The sequence below is a fragment of the Brevibacillus sp. MCWH genome (assembly GCF_013096935.1).
Classification (GTDB): Bacteria; Bacillota; Bacilli; order Brevibacillales; family Brevibacillaceae; genus Brevibacillus; species Brevibacillus aydinogluensis.
Window position 1 is genome coordinate 1 of the sequence record NZ_SDLF01000021.1, and the last position, 19487, is coordinate 19487.

The window sequence follows — 19487 nt, forward strand, 5'->3', positions numbered from 1 at the left end:
TGCGGACGGGATAAGCGCTGAAAGCATCTAAGCGTGAAGCCCCCTCCAAGATGAGACTTCCCACAGCGTCAAGCTGGTAAGACCCCTCAAAGACGATGAGGTTGATAGGTTCGGTGTGGAAGCGCGGCAACGCGTGGAGCTGACGAATACTAATCGGTCGAGGACTTATCCACTCCAATGATCCTTTGCACCATGCATATCCAGTTTTCAGGGAATGACGGTCCCCTTAACTCAAGCAGTTAAGGGGTTTTTTGCATTTTGCGCCATGCGTGCAGGCAAAAAACTTGTCGAGAACTTTGGTATGGGGCTGACAAGTTCCCCCTTGATAGACGGCGATGGGGTAGACTAACATGAGAAGGTACCGAGTTCAGGCGTTGGAGTAGGTAAGAGTGAGGAATGAAGGAGAATTTATCATGAAAAAAATTCTGATCTTTTCTGCTTCCATCGGCAACGGTCATAATCAGGCAGCTCGGGCAATGCAGGAAAGTCTGGCCGAGAAGGGTTACACGTCCATGATCATTGATACGTTGGAATACATCAGTCCGACGTTTCACAAGATTTTGCTGGAAAGCTACATGAACCTGCTGCGGCTATCTCCCAAGATGTGGGGACGGATATACCACAATACGGAAAAAATCCGTTTTTTTGATATGAACTTATGGATGAACAAGCTGCTCGCCAACAAGCTGAAAAAGTTGATCAACAGCGTACAGCCTGATGCGTTTATCGCCACACACCCGTTCGCAAGCTGTATGCTGTCCGTTTTGAAAGGGAGAAATGGCTGGCGAGAGCCCATCTACACGATCATTACCGACTATACCATACACCCGTCATGGATCAATCATCACATCAATTATTACTTTATCGCGCATGAACAGTTGTACTATTTGGTGGACATCTACCGGCACGATCATCGGAAGTTCATCCCGCTGGGGATTCCGATCATGCGCAAGTTCCGCCAACCGTTGGACAAGGAGCTCATCCGGCAGAAGCTGCAGATTGCGCCTGGGACGCGCTGCGTCGTCCTTTCCGGAGGCGGTCTGGGACTCGGTTCCATGGAACAGGTTCTGGACGGACTGGAAGCGATCAACCTGCCGCTGAAGACCTTTATCCTCACCGGTACCAACGACAAGCTGTATCGCAAGGTATCCGCACGCACCTACCGACACGAGGTGATGCCGCTGCGGTTTATCAATAACTTTCACGAGTACCTGGAAATCGCCGATCTGATCGTCACCAAATCCGGGGGACTGACGACGGCGGAAGTAATGAGCAAACAGGTGCCGATGATTATTTACAACCCCCTGCCGGGCCAGGAGGAACGAAACAGCCACTTTTTGCTCAACAACGGCTGTGCCGTTCACGCCAACGTGTCCGAGCAGTTGATTTATTTTATCGAGGAATTGCTGCACAATCCGACGAAGGTAGAATACATGAAAAGAATGGCACAAAAAATAGCCAAACCGGATGCTGCAGAACGCATCGCTGATTTCATTCACAACGACATGACAACCCTGTTTGGGGAAGACAAAGAGACAGAGTAACCGGACAGGAACAATGGAGGGAGCCATGAGCATACCGTACGCTGTTTTGTTTGACATGGACGGAACCTTGTTGCAGACGGAGAAGCTGTCGACACCTGCGTTTCAGCGGACGTTTGAACAGCTTCGCGAAAAAGGTCTGTGGGACGGCCCCACCCCTGGCGAGCGGGAATTGGTCAATGTCTTGGGCATGACGATTGAGCAACTCTGGGCAAAATTGCTGCCGGGGGTCAGCGAAGATACCAAACAGATGGCCGATCGGCTGCTTTTGGAAAACGAACTGGCCCTGCTGCGGCAGAACGTCACCGATCTCTACCCGGGTGTCCGCGAAGTGCTTACGAAGCTGCATGCCGAGAACGTGGCCCTGTTTGTCGCCAGCAACGGGCAGGAACAATACATTGAAGCCATCTGCGATCATTACGGGCTGACGCCGCTGTTTACCGACCTGTACTCCGCGGGCCGCTTTCACACGCGTTCCAAACGGGATCTCGTGGCCAAACTGCTGCGTGATTACGATGTGAAACAGGCCGTCATGGTAGGAGACCGGCATTCCGATGTGGAAGCGGGCAAAGCGAACGGCCTGTTTACCGTGGGCTGCGACTTCGGTTTTGCCAAACAGGGGGAACTGGACGGAGCCGATGTGATCATTACCGCATTCTCGCAGCTGCCGGATCACCTGCCGGCCGCGACAACAGTTAACAGCAACCATCCCTAAACCTTCCGTTTGGGGATGGTTTCAGCGTGTAGACAAAGTTCGCGGCGCATGGGAGATCGGGCCCGCTCGCTCGCTTGACGCCCAGCGCAGAAGCGGATAAAGTCCGCTCCAAAACGAGACGCGGGCAGGGGACAAACATCTGGGTGTTTCGCGGAAGTGAGACTTGTGTCCCCTGTTGATCCCCGCGTCTTCGTTTTTCCGCTGAGTGGGTCGTCAAAGGAGCTCGCTTGGCCCATCCTGCCATGCGACGGACATTGTCTTTTGCTTCGGTTGATGAATGGGCAGGCCTTCCGGCCTGGAAATCATTTTCTTATGGACGTTTATCCAATGAACGGTTTGTCTTCAGTCTGAAACCATCCCTAAACCTTCCGTTTGGGGATGGTTTCAGCGTGTAGACAAAGTTCGCGGCGCATGGGAGATCGGGCCCGCTCGCTCGCTTGACGCCCAGCGCAGAAGCGGATAAAGTCCGCTCCAAAACGAGACGCGGGCAGGGGACAAACATCTGGGTGTTTCGCGGAAGTGAGACTTGTGTCCCCTGTTGATCCCCGCGTCTTCGTTTTTCCGCTGAGTGGGTCGTCAAAGGAGCTCGCTTGGCCCATCCTGCCATGCGACGGATATTGTCTTTTGCTTCGGTTGATGAATGGGCAGGCCTTCCGGCCTGGAAATCATTTTCTTATGGACGTTTATCCAATGAACGGTTTGTCTTCAGTCTGAAACCATCCCTAAACCTTCCGTTTGGGGATGGCTTTTGTTTTGGTTTCAACGACAGCCATTTTGCCTACACTAGAAACTGTATTCCCCTCTTGCATCCGTGCCATAAAGCCATTATAATCAAAGTCAAAGATAGTCAAAGTCAAGATCAAACACAGTGGAACAGGAGGCGACGACTTGCGGAACATCTCGGACATTATTGAGCAGCATCTAAAGCGCATCATTCAAGAGAGTCCGAACGGCTCCGTCGAGATACAGCGCAGCGAGCTTGCCGACCTATTTCAGTGTGTGCCGTCACAGATCAATTACGTCATCAACACCCGCTTTACGGTCGAAAAAGGATACATCGTCGAGAGCAAGCGCGGCGGGGGCGGCTACATCCGCATCCGTAAAGTGCAGATCGTCAGCAAAGCCCGGTTGCAGGAGCTGTTGACCGAGGAGCTGATTGGCGAGAGCATCTCTCAGGGAGTGGGTCATGCGATTGTTGACCGCTTGCTGGAGGAAGGGTTGATCAACAACCGGGAAGCGGCTTTGATGAAAATCGCCACCTCGCGCAATGTGCTGACGGTGGAGGCGGAAATCCGCGACCGACTGCGGGCCAACATATTAAAACAGATGATAGCTGCCATTTTGCTGCGGTAGGGACTTTCACCAAGCCAACCCGGACCGGTTAGGAGGGACGATCTGATGAACTGTGAAGAATGCGGGAAACGACCGGCGACGCTGCATCTGACCAAAATCGTCAACGGCAAAAAAACGGAATATCATATCTGTGAGCACTGTGCTCAGGAAAAAGGGGATGTCTTTGCCGGTTTTCACAACTTCAGCATCAACAATCTCCTTTCGGGGCTGTTGCACTTTGATCCAATGACCAAAAAATCGCAGGAACCGGTACAGAAGCCGCTGCGCTGCGAAACCTGCGGGCTCACCTACGCCCAATTCAGCAAAAGCGGCCGGTTCGGTTGCAGCGACTGCTACACGTTTTTGGGCGACCGGTTGGATCCGCTCTTTCGCCGGATTCACGGCAATACCCAGCATATAGGGAAAGTGCCGGAGCGAACTGGCGGTCAACTCAAGCTGCGCAAAGAGCTGGAACAGCTAAAAAGCACGCTGCAGCACTACATCGCCAGCGAAGAGTTTGAAAAGGCGGCCGAAATTCGCGACCGCATCCGGGCGCTGGAACAAAAAATCGCGCAATCGTAAGCAGGGGGAGGTGAGGCGGATATGTCCCAACAGAAGTTCATGCAAAACCCGTGGAGCAACTGGATGAAAGGGGAGGGACCCGATTCCGACATCGTCATCAGCACGCGGCTGCGCATCGCCCGCAACCTGCGGCAGCATCCGTTCCCGCTGCTCGCCACCGATTCCCAGGCGGAAGAGGTCGTGAGGAAAGTGGCGGAGGTGAGCAGAAGCGAAGCGATGAAAAGCCGATACCCGGTGCAGCTGCTCCAGATGGACCAGCTGAGCCCGCTGGAGAAACGCGTGCTGGTAGAAAAACACCTGATCAGTCCCCACCTTGCCGAAGAATCCCGCAAAGGGGCTGTCCTGCTCAGCGAGGATGAATCCGTCAGCATCATGGTAAACGAGGAGGACCACATCCGCATTCAGGTGCTTCTGCCCGGCTTTCAGTTGAATGAAGCATGGGAGGTCGGCACCAAGATTGACGACGTGTTTGAAACGCAGCTGACGTACGCGTTTGACGAGAAGCGGGGGTATCTGACGAGCTGTCCGACCAACGTCGGCACCGGCATCCGCGCCTCGGTCATGCTGCATCTGCCAGCCCTGGTGATGACCCAGCAGATCAATCGCATTTTGCAGGCGATCAATCAGGTAGGACTGGTCGTCCGGGGCATCTACGGCGAAGGCAGTGAAGCGCTGGGCAACCTGTTCCAGCTGTCCAACCAGGTGACGCTGGGGATGTCGGAAGCGGACATCTTGTCCAACTTGTACAGTGTCGCCCGGCAAATTATCGAACAGGAGCGCGTTGCCCGCCGCTATCTGATGGAGCACTCCCGCGTCGACCTGGAGGATCGTATCTACCGTTCCTACGGTATTTTGCGGTACGCGCGAACGATGGAATCAAAGGAAGCGTCACAGCGCCTCTCCGACGTTCGACTGGGCCTTGATCTGGGCCTGATCAAAAACGTGTCGCACCAGTTGTTGAATGAGCTGCTGGTGACGACGCAGCCCGGGTTCCTGCAGCATCGCGCCGGGCAGAAACTGACGCCGGAACAACGGGACGAACGGCGGGCCCGGCTGATTCGGGAGCGCCTCTCCGCCCACTGAGAACACAGGCAGTTGAGCAACAGCATTACAAATTGGCTTTTCCCATAGAGAGAACATACTGGTTGGAGGTGTACGCGATATGATGTTTGGACGTTTTACCGAACGAGCTCAAAAAGTGTTGGCGCTGGCGTTGGAGGAAGCCGTCCGCCTGGGTCACAAGGACATCGGCACAGAGCACGTGCTTCTCGGGCTGATCAGGGAAGGCGAAGGCATCGCCGCCAAGGCATTGCAATCGCTGGGACTTGGTCTCGACAAGATTCAAAGCGAAGTGGAGTCGCTGATCGGCCGCGGCACGGAACAAAACGGAGGCAACTACACGCCCAACTACACCCCCCGTGCCAAAAAGGTCATTGAACTGTCCATGGACGAAGCACGCAAGCTGGGTCACACCTACGTCGGTACGGAGCACATCCTGCTCGGTCTGATCCGTGAAGGGGAGGGGATCGCCGCGCGGATCATGAACAACCTGGGCGTCAGCCTGAACAAAGCCCGTCAGCAAGTGCTGCAGCTTTTGGGCAGCTCTGAAATGATGAACGCCCATCAGGCGTCCGGCGGCAATCCGTCGGCCAACACGCCAACCTTGGACAGCCTGGCCCGCGACTTGACGGCGATTGCCCGCGAAGGCGGCCTGGACCCGGTGATCGGCCGGCAGAAGGAGATTGAGCGCGTGATCCAGGTGCTCAGCCGACGGACGAAGAACAACCCCGTGCTGATCGGGGAGCCCGGCGTTGGGAAAACGGCGATCGCCGAAGGCCTGGCGCAAAAGATTGTGAACAACGAAATTCCCGAGACGCTGCGCGACAAGCGCGTCATGACCCTGGACATGGGCACCGTGGTGGCGGGTACCAAGTACCGCGGTGAATTTGAAGACCGGTTGAAAAAGATCATGGATGAAATCCGCCAGGCGGGCAACATCATCCTGTTCATCGACGAGCTGCACACCCTGATCGGGGCAGGCGGTGCAGAAGGCGCGATTGACGCGTCCAACATCCTCAAGCCGGCGTTGGCCCGCGGTGAACTGCAGTGCGTCGGTGCGACCACGCTGGACGAATACCGCAAATACATCGAAAAAGACGCGGCCCTGGAGCGCCGTTTCCAACCGATTCAAGTGGATGAACCGACCGTGGAGGATGCGATCAAGATCCTGCACGGGCTGCGCGACCGCTACGAAGCGCACCACCGCGTCAAGATCACGGACGAGGCGATCGAACAGGCGGTGAAGCTGTCTGACCGCTACATTACCGACCGCTTCCTGCCGGACAAGGCGATCGACCTGATCGACGAGGCGGCGTCCAAAGTGCGTCTGCAATCCTTTACCGTGCCGCCGAATCTGAAAGAGCTGGAAAGCCGCCTGGAAGAGGTGCGCAAGGAAAAGGATGCAGCTGTCCAATCCCAGGAGTTTGAAGAAGCGGCTGCGCTGCGCGACCAGGAGCAGAAGCTGCGCGAAGAGCTGGAGAAGACGAAAAAAGATTGGAAAGAGCGTCAGGGCAAGCTGAACATGGAAGTGACGCCGGAGGACATCGCTCATGTGGTGGCCAACTGGACCGGCATCCCCGTGGTCAAATTGAAGGAAGAAGAGACGGAGCGCCTGCTGAAGATGGAGGAGATTTTGCACGACCGCGTCATCGGCCAGGACGAAGCGGTCAAGTCCATCTCCCGTGCGATCCGCCGCGCCCGCGCCGGTCTGAAGGACCCGAAACGGCCGATCGGTTCGTTTATTTTCCTTGGCCCGACCGGTGTCGGGAAAACGGAATTGGCTCGCGCGGTGGCGGAAGCCCTGTTCGGCGACGAAGACGCGATGATCCGCATCGACATGTCCGAGTACATGGAGAAGCATTCGACCGCCCGTCTTGTCGGCGCGCCTCCGGGATACATCGGCTACGACGAAGGCGGCCAGCTCACCGAAAAAGTGCGCCGCAGACCGTACTCGGTCATCCTGCTGGATGAGATCGAAAAAGCGCACCCGGATGTCTTCAACATCCTGCTGCAAGTGCTGGATGACGGCCGTCTGACCGACTCCAAGGGGCGCACGGTGGACTTCCGCAACACGGTGGTGATCATGACCTCCAACGTGGGCGCCAACATGATCAAGAAAAACACGACGCTCGGCTTCACCACCGGCGATACCGAGAAAAAGTATCAGGACATGAAAGACAAAGTGATGGACGAGTTGAAGAGAAGCTTCCGTCCGGAATTCCTGAACCGGATCGACGAAGTGATCGTCTTCCACTCGCTGGAGCAGGAGCACATCGAGCAAATCGTCACCCTGATGACGGAAGAACTGCGCAAGCGCCTGAGAGAACAAGAGATCGATTTCCAACTGACCGATGCGGCCAAGAAAGTGCTGGCCAAAGAGGGCTTCGATCCGGCGTACGGCGCCCGCCCGCTCCGCCGCGCCATCCAGCGTCACATCGAGGACAAATTGTCCGAAGAACTGCTGAAGGGCACCATCCACAAAGGCGACACGGTCACCATCGACGCAGAAGACGACAAACTGGTCGTGAAGCGGTTGGAAAAGACCACGTCGTAATTCAATAAGGAAAGAATGCCTCCAAAACAGGAGGTATTCTTTTTTTGTGCACCCATGTATGATAAACATGTATAGGAGAATTCCCAAATGAGGTACGGTAATGTCAAAGTATAAAACGAAATACGCGTGTCAAGAATGTGGCTATGAATCGCCCAAATGGATGGGCAAATGCCCGGGTTGCAACAAGTGGAACACGATGGTCGAAGAAGTGGCGGTCAAATCGTCTCACCGGTACGAGCTGACGGTTGGCAGGCAGCGTACGGAAGCCATGCCGCTGACGCAGGTGGCGAGCGAGGAAGAACCGCGGATGGATACGAGGCTCGGAGAATTGAACCGCGTATTGGGCGGCGGACTTGTTCCCGGGTCGCTGATTCTTGTCGGCGGGGATCCCGGGATTGGCAAATCAACCCTGCTGCTGCAGACGTCGTTTGCGCTCGCCCATCAGGGGTTAAAAGTACTGTACGTCTCCGGCGAGGAGTCGGCGAAGCAGATCAAGCTGCGGGCCGACCGCCTCGGGATGAATACTCCGCCCATGTACGTGTTGGCGGAAAACGACTTGGAACTGATCGAACAGCATATTAATCATATAGATCCGCATGTGTTGATTATTGACTCGATACAAACCGTGTTTCACCCCGCCGTTCAGTCTGCGGCGGGCAGCGTGGCGCAGGTGCGGGAGGCGACTGCCCAGCTGATGCGCATTGCCAAGGGCAAGGGCATCGCCACCTTCATCGTCGGCCACGTGACCAAGGAAGGTTCCATCGCCGGCCCCCGCATGCTGGAGCATATGGTGGATGCCGTGCTTTACTTTGAAGGGGAGCGGCACAACACCTTCCGCATCTTGCGGGCGGTGAAAAACCGCTTTGGCTCCACCAACGAGATCGGGATTTTTGAGATGAAAGATCGTGGCTTGGCAGAAGTGGGCAATCCGTCGGAAATCTTTCTCGCGGAACGGCCCATCGGCGTCGCTGGTTCCACGGTGGTGGCCAGCATGGAAGGGACGCGGCCGGTGCTGGTGGAACTGCAGGCGCTGGTGGCCCCCACCAGCTTTGTAACACCCCGCCGGATGGCGACCGGGGTGGATCATCAGCGCGTGGCCATGATCATGGCTGTGCTGGAAAAGCGCATGGGACTGATGCTGCAAAACCAGGATGCGTACGTCAACGTGGCTGGCGGCGTGCGGCTGGATGAGCCGGCCGTCGACTTGGCGATTGCCGTCAGCATCGCCAGCAGCTTCCGCGATCAGCCGACCAATCCACATGACGTCGTCATCGGTGAAGTGGGGCTGACGGGCGAAGTGCGCGGCGTTTCCCGGATCGAACAGCGGGTCAGGGAAGCCCACAAGCTGGGGTTCAAGCGGGTGATCATTCCGGAAAAGAACATCCGCGGCTTGGAAGTCCCGACCGGCATAGACGTAATCGGCATCAGCAACATAGCCGATGCTTTGGACGAGGTGCTAAGGGGGTAGAGGCAACCTATGTTCGAGACAAATAAAAGAGAACCGCAGTTCAGCGATGTATTGCGCCTCGTCGCTCCCGGCACGCCGCTTCGCGAGGGGCTGGAAAACGTGCTGCGTGCGAAAACGGGCGGCCTGATCGTCGTCGGATACGGTCCGGAGATGAAAGGCATCGTGGACGGGGGCTTTTCCATTAATAGTGACTTCACGCCCGCTCATTTGTATGAATTGGCCAAGATGGATGGGGCGATCATAGTTAGTGAAGACGCCAAGCGAATTTTGTTCGCCAACGCCCAGTTGATTCCCCCCGCCTCCATCCCTTCGAGCGAGACGGGAACGCGGCATCGTACGGCGCAGCGGACGGCCATTCAGACGAATCACCTGGTCATCGCCATCTCCCAACGGCGTAACGTGATCACGCTGTATCAAGGCCATTTCCGCTACGTCTTGAACGAAATCAGCGTAATTTTGGCCAAGGCAAATCAGGCCCTTTCCACGCTGGAAAAGTACAAGGCCGTACTGGATCAGTCGCTGACCAACCTGGGCGCAATGGAGTTTGAAGAATTGGTGACGCTGCACGAAGTCACCTCTGTTTTGCAGCGGATCGAGATGGTTTTACGCATCAAGGCGGAAATTACCAAGTATATTTATGAATTGGGGACGGAAGGGCGGCTTGTCAGCATGCAGGTGGATGAGCTGGTCGCCAATATCGAAGAGGAAGCCCGCATGCTTGTTCGCGATTACTGCCGCGATCCCAACCTGTCACCGGAACAAGCGCTCAGGGACATGAAGAAATTAAGCGGCGATGAAATGTTGGAAATCAGTTCATTTTTGCGAATCCTTGGCTATCCCAGCAGCACCAGCATGCTGGAGGAGTCGGTGTCGCCGCGCGGGTACCGCATTCTCAACAAGATTCCCCGCCTGCCGATGACGATCATCACAAACCTGGTGGATCATTTTCACAATCTGCCGCGGATCATGATGGCCACCATTGAGGAGCTGGACGAGGTGGACGGCATCGGCGAAGTGAGGGCGCGGGCGATCAAGGATGGGTTAAAGCGGATCCAGGAGCAGGTGTTCATTGACAGGCATATTTAAGGTAGAATAGGATACAGGCAGGCATGATTGCATTGAACTTTGCCAAGGGGACTTGCCGGCAATGGACAGACGTTTCGTGTCTCCTTTGCGAACCAAACCAGGAGGTAGTCTATGTTCGTGAAATCGTTGCCGAACATGCTAACCATAAGTAACTTGTTTTTGGGAATCGTCGCCATCATTCTCGCGTTTCAGGGCGACCAGTACGTGGAATACGCGGCGATTACCGTCATCGTCGGGATGCTGATGGACGGATTGGATGGACGGGTGGCCCGCATGCTGAACGTGCAGAGCGAGTTTGGCAAGGAGCTGGATTCCCTTTCCGACGTCATTACGTTCGGGGTAGCCCCGGCGTTTATCATGTATGTGGTAGCATTGCAGGATTTGCACCTGTTCGGCATTATCGTGACGGCCATCTTCCCGATTTGCGGGGCACTCAGGCTGGCGCGCTTCAACGTCCAGGCAGGCGTGCCCGGCTACTTCGTCGGTCTGCCAATCACGGCTGCGGGCGGGGTGCTGGCGACGCTGGCCCTGTACCACCAGGTGTTCAACGTGGCGATGCTGGCAGCTGGCATGCTGCTGCTGGCCTTTTTGATGGTGTCCACCATCAAGTATCCAAACTTCAAAAAGGTGGGCATTCCGAAATCCGCGTATTGGATCACGCCGATCATTGTGGCGATTGTCGTGGTCGTGGCGATCAAGTATCCGCAGCAGTTTCCCAAAATCGTCTTCCTGCCGCTTGCCATTTACGCCCTGTACGGAATAAAAAAAAACGTTGACCTGTTGGTGAAAAAACTGCGTAAGAAAAAGGAAAACGAAGAAGAGTCGCTGCCATTTGAATAACGCCTCGCGGACGCATCCCGGTTTGTTTGGATGCAGACCGTCCAGCTTGTCTTGTCGAATTTTCGGTAAGACTGCCGAAAAAAACCCGCTCGCAAAAGCGGGTTTTTTTGTTGAAGTTGCAACTTTTCTTTGCGTACAATCGTAATACAAATTGGGAGTCTATGACAGATTGAATACCCCGAGGGTATTGAGACGCTCCGACTCCTGCCGGATGACGTCTTCCAGCCTGATGTCGGTAATGTTGCAAAGCGCGGTGAGGTAGAAGAGGTTTTTGCCAAGCTCTGCCGTCAGCACGTCGCGGCAATGCTCGCACAAGGGGCCGGTAAAATGAGTGTCCAAGAGCGATTTGTTTTCCTGCAAACTTTTACCGGGATCATAAGACTGCTTCCTGGCAACCACTTCGACACAGCCGCATTCGGTGATGGCTTTGGTCAGTGAACGGTTGATGCGGGCCGCTGTTTCCTGAATTTTGGACATGACGTCCAGCACGCTGCGGTGTCTGAGCAGCAGCTCCGAAACCTGCGTTTGAAAGTCGTCCACGTTTCGATGGTCCATATGGGTCACCTCTGCTTCAGGCTGTTGATATCGTCAGAATTTTTCATTCAATTTGCTACTGTCATTATAAGAAGGGAATCTGTCCCCTGTCAAATTGGGAACGGAGGAAAACGGGCGTTCTCCATTGACGGAAATTTAACATGTATGTTAAAATTTTTGGCTATTTGACACTGCGATTTTATCTTTGATATAGTGGGGGATAAGTGAAGACATGAAATGTGTGAGCCATGTTGAGGAAGCAGGGTTTTTCCTGCGGACTTCTGTCTATATTAATAAGAGGAGGTGAAGGCATGGTTCGCCGATTGGGAAAAACTTTTTTTGTGCTGGTCGGGGGCGGCCTGGGTTACAAATTTGGTCCCGACCTGTTTGATTTGCTGGATACGCTGCTCAATTTTGGTGACGTGCATTACAAGAGTTATATCGGAGCCGTTTTAGGCGCCGTGATATTCTTCTTCCTCGCCAACTGGCTGGTCGATTACACGCTGCGCATCGTCCGCTGGGGGGAAGAGACGCTGATCAAGCTGCCGATTGTGGATGTCATGTTTGGTGCGATGGGGTTGATTATTGGTCTAATTGTTGCCTTTTTATTATTCCTTCCCATCAGCAACATCCCGATTCCGGTAATAGGTGATCTGCTGCCGCTGATGGTGTCGTGTCTGCTCGGATACCTGGGCTTCCAGGTGGGCTTCCGGAAGCGTGACGAGATCATGTCCGTCTTTTCCATCGGGCGCAGGGATAAAGGCAAAAAGGAAAACAATGGTGCACCATCCAACGTGGAGTACAAGATTTTGGACACCAGCGTGATTATCGACGGGCGGATTGCCGACATCTGCCGGACGGGTTTTTTGGAAGGTGTGCTGGTGATTCCCGGTTTCGTGCTGGAAGAACTGCAGCACATTGCTGACTCGTCTGACGTGTTAAAGCGCAACCGCGGCCGCCGCGGACTGGATATCCTGAACAAGATTCAGAAAGAAATGAAGGTCAAGGTGCAGATCTACGAAGGAGACTTTGAAGAGGTCTCCGAAGTGGACAGCAAGCTGATCAAGCTGGCGAAGGTGATGAACGGCAAAGTCGTCACCAACGATTTCAACCTGAACAAGGTGTGCGAACTGCAGGGCGTGTCGGTGCTGAACATCAACGATCTGGCCAATGCGGTCAAACCGGTGGTTCTCCCCGGCGAAGAGCTGACCGTCCAGGTGATCAAGGACGGCAAGGAGCATGGCCAAGGGGTGGCGTACCTGGACGACGGCACGATGATCGTCGTCGAAGGAGGACGCGACTACATCGGCAATGACGTTGACGTGCTGGTCACCAGCGTGCTGCAAACCTCGGCGGGGCGAATGATCTTCGCCAAGCCCAAGCTGTTGGAAAAAGCATTGTAGAGACTGGAGAGGAATGGGGACGTGAACACGGGAGTCGTGATAGTCGCAGCTGGTTCCGGCAAGCGAATGGGAGCAGAGCGCAACAAAGTGTGGCTGCCATTGGGCGGCGAGCCGATTTTGGCCCACACCGTTCGCCTGTTTGCCAATCACCCGGAGATCGGCGAAGTGGTTCTGGTGGTCAGCGAGCGCGACCACGCCGATGTGCTCGCCTGGCTCCGACGGGAGAAGTTGAAGCTGACCGTCGCGCTGGGCGGTGCCGAACGGCAGGACAGCGTGCGCAGCGGGTTGGCCGCCCTTTCCCCAGACTGCTCGTATGTACTCGTGCACGATGCCGCCCGTCCTTTCGTGACCAGGGAACAGATCAGCGAGTTGATTCGGCGGGTCCAGCGGGAGCAGGCGACGATCATGGCTGTTCCTGTGAAGGATACCATTAAAGTGATCGGGGCGAACGGCACAGTCCAATCGACCCCGGCACGCGAGAGCTTGTGGGCGGTGCAAACCCCACAAGCTTTTCGTGTTTCCTTGTTGCGGGAGGCGCATCAGGCGGCACTTGGAGCGGGCAAAACGGGAACGGACGACGCCATGCTGGTGGAGTGGCTGGGTCATCCCGTCACTGTCATGATGGGGAGTTATGAAAACATCAAGATCACCACGCCGGACGATTTGTGGCTGGGCGAGGAGATTTTGCGCAGAAGAAAGGGAGAGCAGCGATGAGAATTGGACAGGGATTTGACGTGCATCAACTGGTGGAAGGACGCCCCTGCATTATCGGTGGTGTGACCATTCCCTACGAAAAAGGGCTGTTGGGCCACTCTGACGCCGATGTGCTGCTGCACGCGATCACCGACGCTCTGCTCGGGGCGATCGGCGAAGGGGACATCGGCCGCCATTTTCCCGATTACGATCCGGCGTTCAAGGACGCGGACAGCGTCAAACTGATGGAACACGTCTGGAAGCTGGTTAAAGAGCGGGGATACCGCCTGGGCAACGTGGACGCCACCATTATCGCCCAGGCGCCGAAAATGGCGCCGTATATTCCACAGATGCGGGAAATCATTGCCCGCGTGCTGGAAGCGGACGAGCTGTCCCAGGTAAATGTAAAGGCAACCACCACCGAAAAGCTGGGCTTTACCGGCCGCGGAGAGGGAATTGCTGCCCAGGCCGTCTGCTTGCTTGTCAAGCAGCGGGCAGAGGTGTAAGATAAGAGCTTAGAAACGAAAAAGTCAGTGATGCAGACCCGGAAACATGGGCAACGCAGTCCAGCCCTGTTTCCGCCTTTTTTACACCTTCAAGGAATAGGATGGTGCTTCTCATGGCGAAAAAAATCCGTACGCGATACGCTCCCAGTCCGACGGGGCATCTACATATCGGCGGCGCGCGCACGGCGCTGTTCAACTATTTGTTTGCCAAGCATATGGGGGGCGAGTTCATCGTCCGCATCGAGGATACCGACCAAACACGCAACGTGGAAAACGCTGACGAAGAACAGATGAAAAATCTCAAATGGCTCGGCATCCAGTGGGATGAAGGTGCCGACATCGGCGGGCCGTACGGGCCGTACCGGCAGATGGACCGCCTGGACATCTACCGCAAATACATCGATCAACTGCTGGCCGAGGGCAAGGCGTACTACTGCTACGCGACCAAGGAAGAACTGGACGCGGAGCGGGAAGAGCAGATTGCCCGCGGCGAGACTCCGCGGATCTCGGAAAAACACCGCAACGTAACGCCGGAACAGCGGGAGCAGTACGAGCGGGAAGGCCGCGTTCCGTCTGTTCACTTCAAGGTTCCGGACGACAAGGTGTACGTCGTCAACGACCTGATTCGCGGACAGGTGACGTTTGAAACCAAAGAGATGGGCGATTTCGTCATCTGTCGACCGGACGGCATTCCCACTTACAACTTTGCGGTCGTGATCGACGACCATTTGATGGAGATCAGCCACGTCATCCGCGGCGAGGAGCACTTGTCCAACACTCCGCGCCAGTTGATGATTTACGAAGCGTTGGGCTGGGAGCCGCCGCAGTTCGCGCACCTGGCGCTGATTCTCAACCAGGAAGGCAAAAAGATGTCGAAGCGCGACGAGAGCATTATCCAGTTTATCGAACAGTACCGTGAACTGGGCTTTTTGCCGGAAGCGATCGTCAACTTCATGGTGCTGCTCGGATGGTCGCCGGGCGGGGAGGAAGAGATCTTCGCCATGGAGGACATCATCAAGCTGTTCTCCCTGGACCGCGTCAGCAAGTCGCCGGCGGTTTTCGACACGGCCAAGATGAACTGGATGAACAACTACTACCTGAAGCGGCAGCCGCTTGATCTCATCACCGACATGTGCATTCCGCACCTGCAAAAGGCAGGGTTTATCGAGGAGACGCTGTCCGAAGAGAAGCGGGCATGGGTGCGCGAGATCGTCGCTCTCTACCAGGAGCAGATGTCCTACTGTGCGCAGATCGTGCCGCTGGCGGCGCTTTTCTTCCTCGACGAAGTGGTGTACGATGAAGAAGCGAAGGCGGTATTGAAGGAACCGCAATTGCCTGAGGTGCTGGAATCGTTTGTCAAACACCTGTCGGCACTGAACGAATATAATACGGATACGATCAAAGCAGTGCTGAAAGAGGTGCAAAAAGAAACGGGCCACAAAGGCAAGGCCCTGTTCATGCCGGTACGCGTGGCGTCTACCGGTCAGGCACACGGGCGCGATCTGGCTGTGACGCTCTACCTGTTGGGCAAAGACAAGGTGCTGGAACGCGTCAAACGCGTCCTGACGCACGGTGAATGATGAAATTATAAATATATAAGGAAAGACAAATGCGAGGAACAGGAGAAGTACAGCAGCCTCCACGTCTCCAGAGAGGATGGGCAGGTGGGAGCCATCCGGCGTGCGCTGTTTGGAAATGCACCTGGGAGCAGTGACCTGAACCCTCGTCCTTATGGGCGCGAAAGTAGGGCAGACGGTACCCCGCCGTTACCGGGAGATGAGCGAGATCGTCAGCACGGCCACTAGGCGCCGTTTCCGGGACGGTCTAAGCAGAGTGGAACCGCGGTTAACACCGTCTCTGCCTCCTTCGTACGCGAAGGCGGCCGGGGCGGTTTTTCTTTTTCCAACTTCCAACGAAAGCAATCTGGCAGGAGGTGTCATCCTATGTTCAGACAGATGCGAGACGACATTCAAGCGGTATTCGAGCGGGACCCGGCGGCCCGCAGCACGTTGGAGGTGGTCTTGACCTACTCCGGACTGCACGCCATCTGGGGTCACCGGATTGCGCACAAACTGTGGAAGGCCGGATGGTGTACGCTGGCCCGGATCGTTTCCCAGTTTGTCCGGTTTATGACCGGCATCGAGATTCACCCGGGAGCGAAGATCGGCAGACGGCTGTTCATCGACCACGGGATGGGCGTTGTCATTGGCGAGACCTGTGAAATCGGCGACAACGTCACCATCTACCAGGGTGTGACGCTGGGCGGCACGGGCAAGGAAAAAGGCAAGCGCCATCCCACCGTTGGCAACAATGTGATTATCGCCACCGGCGCAAAAGTGCTCGGATCGTTCAAGATCGGCGACAACTCCAAAATCGGGGCGGGAGCCGTCGTGCTGCAGGAGGTGCCGCCCAACTCCACCGTGGTTGGAATCAAGGCTCGCATCGTCATTCAGGACGGCAAGCGCGTCTCGTACGACCTGGATCATGTCAATCTGCCCGACCCGCTGGCTGACACGATTCGGCAAATGCAGCGGGAAATCGAGCAGCTTCGCAACGAAGTGAACGCATTAAGGGAGGAAGCGAAAAGCAATGAGCATACAGTTTACTAATACCCTGACCCGGCGAAAGGAACCGTTCGTTCCGCTTGAGCCGGGCAAGGTGAAGATGTACGTATGCGGACCGACCGTGTACAACTACATTCACATCGGCAACGCCCGCCCGGCTATCGTATTTGATACCCTGCGCCGGTATTTGCAGTACCGCGGATACCAGGTCACGTTTGTGCAGAACATTACGGATGTGGACGACAAGCTGATCCGCGTCGCCAACGAGGAGGGCACGACTGTCAAGGAAGTGGCCGACCGTTACATGGCGGCCTACAACGAAGACCTGCGCGCTCTCAACGTGCTGCCGCCTGACATTCAGCCGCGCGTGATGCAGACGATTCCCGAAATCATCCGTTTTATCGAGGGACTGATCGAGAAAGGCTATGCGTATGAGAGCGAAGGGGACGTCTATTTCCGCACCGGCCGCTTCAGCGAATACGGCAAGCTCTCCCACCAGCCGCTGGACGATTTGCAGGCGGGTGCCCGCGTGGAAGTAAACGAGAAGAAGGAAAACCCGCTGGACTTCGCGCTGTGGAAAGCGGCCAAGCGGGGTGAGATCAGCTGGGAAAGTCCGTGGGGTCAAGGGCGTCCGGGCTGGCACATCGAGTGCTCCGCGATGGCGCTCAAATTCCTCGGCGAACAGATCGACATTCACGCCGGCGGGTCCGACCTGGTGTTTCCCCATCACGAAAACGAAATTGCCCAGTCGGAATGCTACACCGGCAAAGTATTTGCCCGCTACTGGCTGCACAACGGCATGCTGAACATCAACAACGAAAAGATGTCCAAGTCTCTCGGCAATTTCCTTCTGGCGCGGGAACTGATCGAGCGATACGGCGGGCAGTTGATCCGCTTTTTCATGCTGCTGGGCCACTACCGCAACCCGATCAATTTCAGCGACGATTTGCTGGAACAGGCGGCCAACGGTTTGGACCGGATCAAGACCGCCTACGCCAACCTGCTGCACCGGCTGGAGACAGCACGCCCGGAGGAGCCCAACGGCCAGGCTGAGGAGCAGGCCCGGATCATCAGCAACCTGCGGGAGCGGTTTATCACCGAGATGGACGACGATCTGAACACGGCCAACGCCATTACCGTGCTGTTTGACGTGGTGAAGGAAGCCAACCTGTACATGCGCAACCAAAACGTCGGTCAGCAGGAGATTGCGGCATATCGCGACCTGCTGCTGGAGCTGACCGGTGTGCTGGGACTGAAGCTGGAGCAGGAGCAGGAACTCCTGGACAGCGAAGTGGAGGCGCTCATCGCTGAGCGGACGGAAGCGCGCAAATCACGCAATTTTGCCCGCGCGGACGAGATTCGCGACCTGCTGGCTGCAAAGGGAATCATTCTGGAAGACACCCCGCAGGGCGTTCGTTGGCGCCGCAAGTAAAGGGCCGGTGACACGATGCAGAAAGAAGAACTGTCCCGAGACCCCAACATGTTAAACCCGCTGGTACTGGCCTTTTTGGGCGACGCCACCTACGCCCACTGCGTCCGCTACCATTTGATCGCCAAGGGGCTGGTGAAGCCGCACCAGCTCCACAAGGCGGCCAACCGGTACGTGTCGGCCAGGGCGCAGGCAGCCATCCTGCACGCCCTGCTGCCGTCCCTGTCGGAGGAAGAACAGGCAGTGGTGAGGCGCGGACGCAACGCCAAGTCCGGTTCCAGCGCGAAAAACGCCGATATCATTGACTACCGGCATGCTACTGCGTTTGAAGCCCTGATCGGGTACCTGTACCTGTGCGGAAGAGAAGAGCGGGTCGCTGAACTCGTACAGCAGGCCTTTGCGATTGTGGAAGGAGCATCTGAACATGAGTGAAGAGTGGATTGTCGGGAAAAACCCGGTCATTGAAGCGCTGCGGTCGGGGCGCGCCATCAACAAGATCTGGATCGCCGAAGGGACGAACAAAAACCTGATGGGGCCGATTTTCTCCCTGGCCAGAGAGCAGGGTGTCGTCGTCACCACGGCCAATCGCAAAAAACTGGATCAGCTCAGCGGCACCGACAACCATCAGGGCGTGATCGCGTCGGTGGCTGCTTACGACTACGTCGAGGTGGAGGACATTCTGCGGCGGGCGGAGGAGCGAAACGAACCGCCGTTTTTGCTCCTGCTGGACGAGCTGGAGGACCCGCACAACCTGGGCTCGATCATGCGGACGGCCGATGCGGTCGGGGCACACGGCATCATCATTCCCAAGCGGCGTTCCGTCGGGCTGACGGCGACTGTGGCCAAAGCGTCTGCGGGGGCCATCAACTACGTGCCCGTCGCCCGGGTGACCAACATGGTTCGGACCATGGAAGAGCTGAAACAGCGGGGCGTCTGGATTGCCGGAACGGATGCGAGTGCCAAGCAGGACTTCCGCGAGGGCGATTACACCATGCCCCTGGCCGTGGTCATTGGCAGTGAGGGCAAAGGCATGAGCCGCCTGGTCAGGGAGAACTGTGATTTTCTCTACCGTCTGCCCATGGCGGGAAACGTCACCTCGCTCAACGCCTCTGTCGCTGCCGCCCTGCTGATGTACGAAGTCTACCGCGCCAGGAGTCCGCTGCCGGCACGGGTGAAGTAAG

The 19487-nt window shown here is 56.3% G+C and carries 18 protein-coding genes, 1 rRNA gene and 1 other annotated feature; of the genes, 18 read left to right on the forward strand and 1 reads right to left on the reverse strand.

Annotated features, from left to right (window positions below; all coding sequences use genetic code 11):
* The 10 genes from ETC00_RS15930 to pssA form a co-directional block, all read left to right on the forward strand.
* Positions 1 to 173: ribosomal RNA gene (locus ETC00_RS15930) — 23S ribosomal RNA — on the forward strand; the annotation flags it as partial.
* Positions 174 to 413: 240 nt separating this feature from the next.
* Positions 414 to 1544 carry an MGDG synthase family glycosyltransferase gene (locus ETC00_RS15935; RefSeq protein ID WP_171567130.1) on the forward strand — a complete coding sequence of 377 codons (1131 nt, stop codon included), beginning with the start codon at positions 414 to 416 and terminating at the stop codon, positions 1542 to 1544.
* 25 nt (positions 1545 to 1569) lie between these two features.
* Entirely contained in the window at positions 1570 to 2256 is a 687-nt protein-coding gene (locus ETC00_RS15940) for an HAD-IA family hydrolase (RefSeq protein WP_171567131.1), read from the forward strand.
* Between the two features lie 888 nt (positions 2257 to 3144).
* Positions 3145 to 3609 (forward strand): CtsR family transcriptional regulator, encoded by a 465-nt coding sequence (locus ETC00_RS15945; RefSeq protein WP_171567132.1) that lies wholly within the window; start codon positions 3145 to 3147, stop codon positions 3607 to 3609.
* 45 nt (positions 3610 to 3654) lie between these two features.
* The gene (mcsA, locus tag ETC00_RS15950) at positions 3655 to 4170 is read left to right on the forward strand and encodes a protein-arginine kinase activator protein McsA (RefSeq protein WP_171567133.1); all 516 of its coding nucleotides are present in this window, start codon (positions 3655 to 3657) and stop codon (positions 4168 to 4170) included.
* Between the two features lie 21 nt (positions 4171 to 4191).
* A complete protein-coding gene (mcsB, locus tag ETC00_RS15955) occupies positions 4192 to 5253 on the forward strand; it encodes a protein-arginine kinase McsB (RefSeq protein WP_171567134.1) in 1062 nt (353 codons plus the stop codon).
* Positions 5254 to 5332: 79 nt separating this feature from the next.
* Positions 5333 to 7783, forward strand: a complete 2451-nt coding sequence (locus ETC00_RS15960) for an ATP-dependent Clp protease ATP-binding subunit (RefSeq protein WP_171567135.1) — start codon at positions 5333 to 5335, stop codon at positions 7781 to 7783.
* Positions 7784 to 7883: 100 nt separating this feature from the next.
* The gene (radA, locus tag ETC00_RS15965) at positions 7884 to 9251 is read left to right on the forward strand and encodes a DNA repair protein RadA (protein ID WP_171567136.1); all 1368 of its coding nucleotides are present in this window, start codon (positions 7884 to 7886) and stop codon (positions 9249 to 9251) included.
* A gap of 9 nt (positions 9252 to 9260) precedes the next feature.
* A complete protein-coding gene (gene disA, locus ETC00_RS15970) occupies positions 9261 to 10337 on the forward strand; it encodes a DNA integrity scanning diadenylate cyclase DisA (RefSeq protein ID WP_171567137.1) in 1077 nt (358 codons plus the stop codon).
* A 111-nt stretch (positions 10338 to 10448) separates the two neighbouring features.
* Entirely contained in the window at positions 10449 to 11177 is a 729-nt protein-coding gene (gene pssA / locus ETC00_RS15975) for a CDP-diacylglycerol--serine O-phosphatidyltransferase (protein WP_171567138.1), read from the forward strand.
* Positions 11178 to 11336: 159 nt separating this feature from the next.
* Here pssA and ETC00_RS15980 read toward each other — a convergent pair whose 3' ends face one another.
* On the reverse strand, positions 11337 to 11732 hold the full coding sequence (locus ETC00_RS15980) for a nucleoside triphosphate pyrophosphohydrolase family protein (RefSeq protein WP_171567139.1): 396 nt from the start codon (positions 11730 to 11732) through the stop codon (positions 11337 to 11339).
* Between the two features lie 290 nt (positions 11733 to 12022).
* Between ETC00_RS15980 and ETC00_RS15985 the strand changes: the two genes are divergently transcribed.
* The 8 genes from ETC00_RS15985 (at position 12023) to rlmB (ending at position 19486) form a co-directional block, all read left to right on the forward strand.
* A complete protein-coding gene (locus ETC00_RS15985) occupies positions 12023 to 13114 on the forward strand; it encodes a PIN/TRAM domain-containing protein (protein WP_171567140.1) in 1092 nt (363 codons plus the stop codon).
* Positions 13115 to 13135: 21 nt separating this feature from the next.
* Positions 13136 to 13828, forward strand: coding sequence for a 2-C-methyl-D-erythritol 4-phosphate cytidylyltransferase (ispD, locus tag ETC00_RS15990; RefSeq protein ID WP_171567141.1), 693 nt, complete (start codon positions 13136 to 13138; stop codon positions 13826 to 13828).
* Positions 13825 to 14313, forward strand: a complete 489-nt coding sequence (ispF, locus tag ETC00_RS15995) for a 2-C-methyl-D-erythritol 2,4-cyclodiphosphate synthase (protein WP_171567142.1) — start codon at positions 13825 to 13827, stop codon at positions 14311 to 14313. The genes ispD and ispF overlap by 4 nt, the downstream gene beginning before the upstream one ends.
* A gap of 113 nt (positions 14314 to 14426) precedes the next feature.
* Positions 14427 to 15893 (forward strand): glutamate--tRNA ligase, encoded by a 1467-nt coding sequence (gene gltX / locus ETC00_RS16000; RefSeq protein WP_171567143.1) that lies wholly within the window; start codon positions 14427 to 14429, stop codon positions 15891 to 15893.
* Positions 15894 to 15918: 25 nt separating this feature from the next.
* Positions 15919 to 16175, forward strand: a binding site (T-box leader).
* Between the two features lie 81 nt (positions 16176 to 16256).
* Positions 16257 to 16922, forward strand: coding sequence for a serine O-acetyltransferase (cysE, locus tag ETC00_RS16005; protein ID WP_171567144.1), 666 nt, complete (start codon positions 16257 to 16259; stop codon positions 16920 to 16922).
* A complete protein-coding gene (cysS, locus tag ETC00_RS16010) occupies positions 16903 to 18309 on the forward strand; it encodes a cysteine--tRNA ligase (protein WP_171567145.1) in 1407 nt (468 codons plus the stop codon). Before cysE ends, cysS begins: the two co-directional genes overlap by 20 nt.
* 15 nt (positions 18310 to 18324) lie before the next feature.
* Positions 18325 to 18738: a Mini-ribonuclease 3 gene (locus tag ETC00_RS16015; RefSeq protein WP_171567146.1), complete on the forward strand. Its 414-nt coding sequence runs from the start codon at positions 18325 to 18327 to the stop codon at positions 18736 to 18738.
* Entirely contained in the window at positions 18731 to 19486 is a 756-nt protein-coding gene (rlmB, locus tag ETC00_RS16020) for a 23S rRNA (guanosine(2251)-2'-O)-methyltransferase RlmB (protein ID WP_171567147.1), read from the forward strand. The genes ETC00_RS16015 and rlmB overlap by 8 nt, the downstream gene beginning before the upstream one ends.
* Position 19487: the final 1 nt, after the last annotated feature.

Bases quoted from the DNA above. Each gene is read 5' to 3' on its own strand.
- cysS (WP_171567145.1), top strand. From the start codon at position 16,903: ATGAGCATACAGTTTACTAATACCCTGACCCGGCGAAAGGAACCGTTC.
- ETC00_RS15960 (WP_171567135.1), top strand. From the start codon at position 5,333: ATGATGTTTGGACGTTTTACCGAACGAGCTCAAAAAGTGTTGGCGCTG.
- ETC00_RS15985 (WP_171567140.1), top strand. From the start codon at position 12,023: ATGGTTCGCCGATTGGGAAAAACTTTTTTTGTGCTGGTCGGGGGCGGC.
- disA (WP_171567137.1), top strand. From the start codon at position 9,261: ATGTTCGAGACAAATAAAAGAGAACCGCAGTTCAGCGATGTATTGCGC.
- ispF (WP_171567142.1), top strand. From the start codon at position 13,825: ATGAGAATTGGACAGGGATTTGACGTGCATCAACTGGTGGAAGGACGC.
- radA (WP_171567136.1), top strand. From the start codon at position 7,884: ATGTCAAAGTATAAAACGAAATACGCGTGTCAAGAATGTGGCTATGAA.
- gltX (WP_171567143.1), top strand. From the start codon at position 14,427: ATGGCGAAAAAAATCCGTACGCGATACGCTCCCAGTCCGACGGGGCAT.
- mcsA (WP_171567133.1), top strand. From the start codon at position 3,655: ATGAACTGTGAAGAATGCGGGAAACGACCGGCGACGCTGCATCTGACC.
- ETC00_RS15935 (WP_171567130.1), top strand. From the start codon at position 414: ATGAAAAAAATTCTGATCTTTTCTGCTTCCATCGGCAACGGTCATAAT.
- ETC00_RS15980 (WP_171567139.1), bottom strand. From the start codon at position 11,732: ATGGACCATCGAAACGTGGACGACTTTCAAACGCAGGTTTCGGAGCTG.
- ETC00_RS16015 (WP_171567146.1), top strand. From the start codon at position 18,325: ATGCAGAAAGAAGAACTGTCCCGAGACCCCAACATGTTAAACCCGCTG.
- cysE (WP_171567144.1), top strand. From the start codon at position 16,257: ATGTTCAGACAGATGCGAGACGACATTCAAGCGGTATTCGAGCGGGAC.
- ETC00_RS15940 (WP_171567131.1), top strand. From the start codon at position 1,570: ATGAGCATACCGTACGCTGTTTTGTTTGACATGGACGGAACCTTGTTG.
- pssA (WP_171567138.1), top strand. From the start codon at position 10,449: ATGTTCGTGAAATCGTTGCCGAACATGCTAACCATAAGTAACTTGTTT.
- rlmB (WP_171567147.1), top strand. From the start codon at position 18,731: ATGAGTGAAGAGTGGATTGTCGGGAAAAACCCGGTCATTGAAGCGCTG.
- mcsB (WP_171567134.1), top strand. From the start codon at position 4,192: ATGTCCCAACAGAAGTTCATGCAAAACCCGTGGAGCAACTGGATGAAA.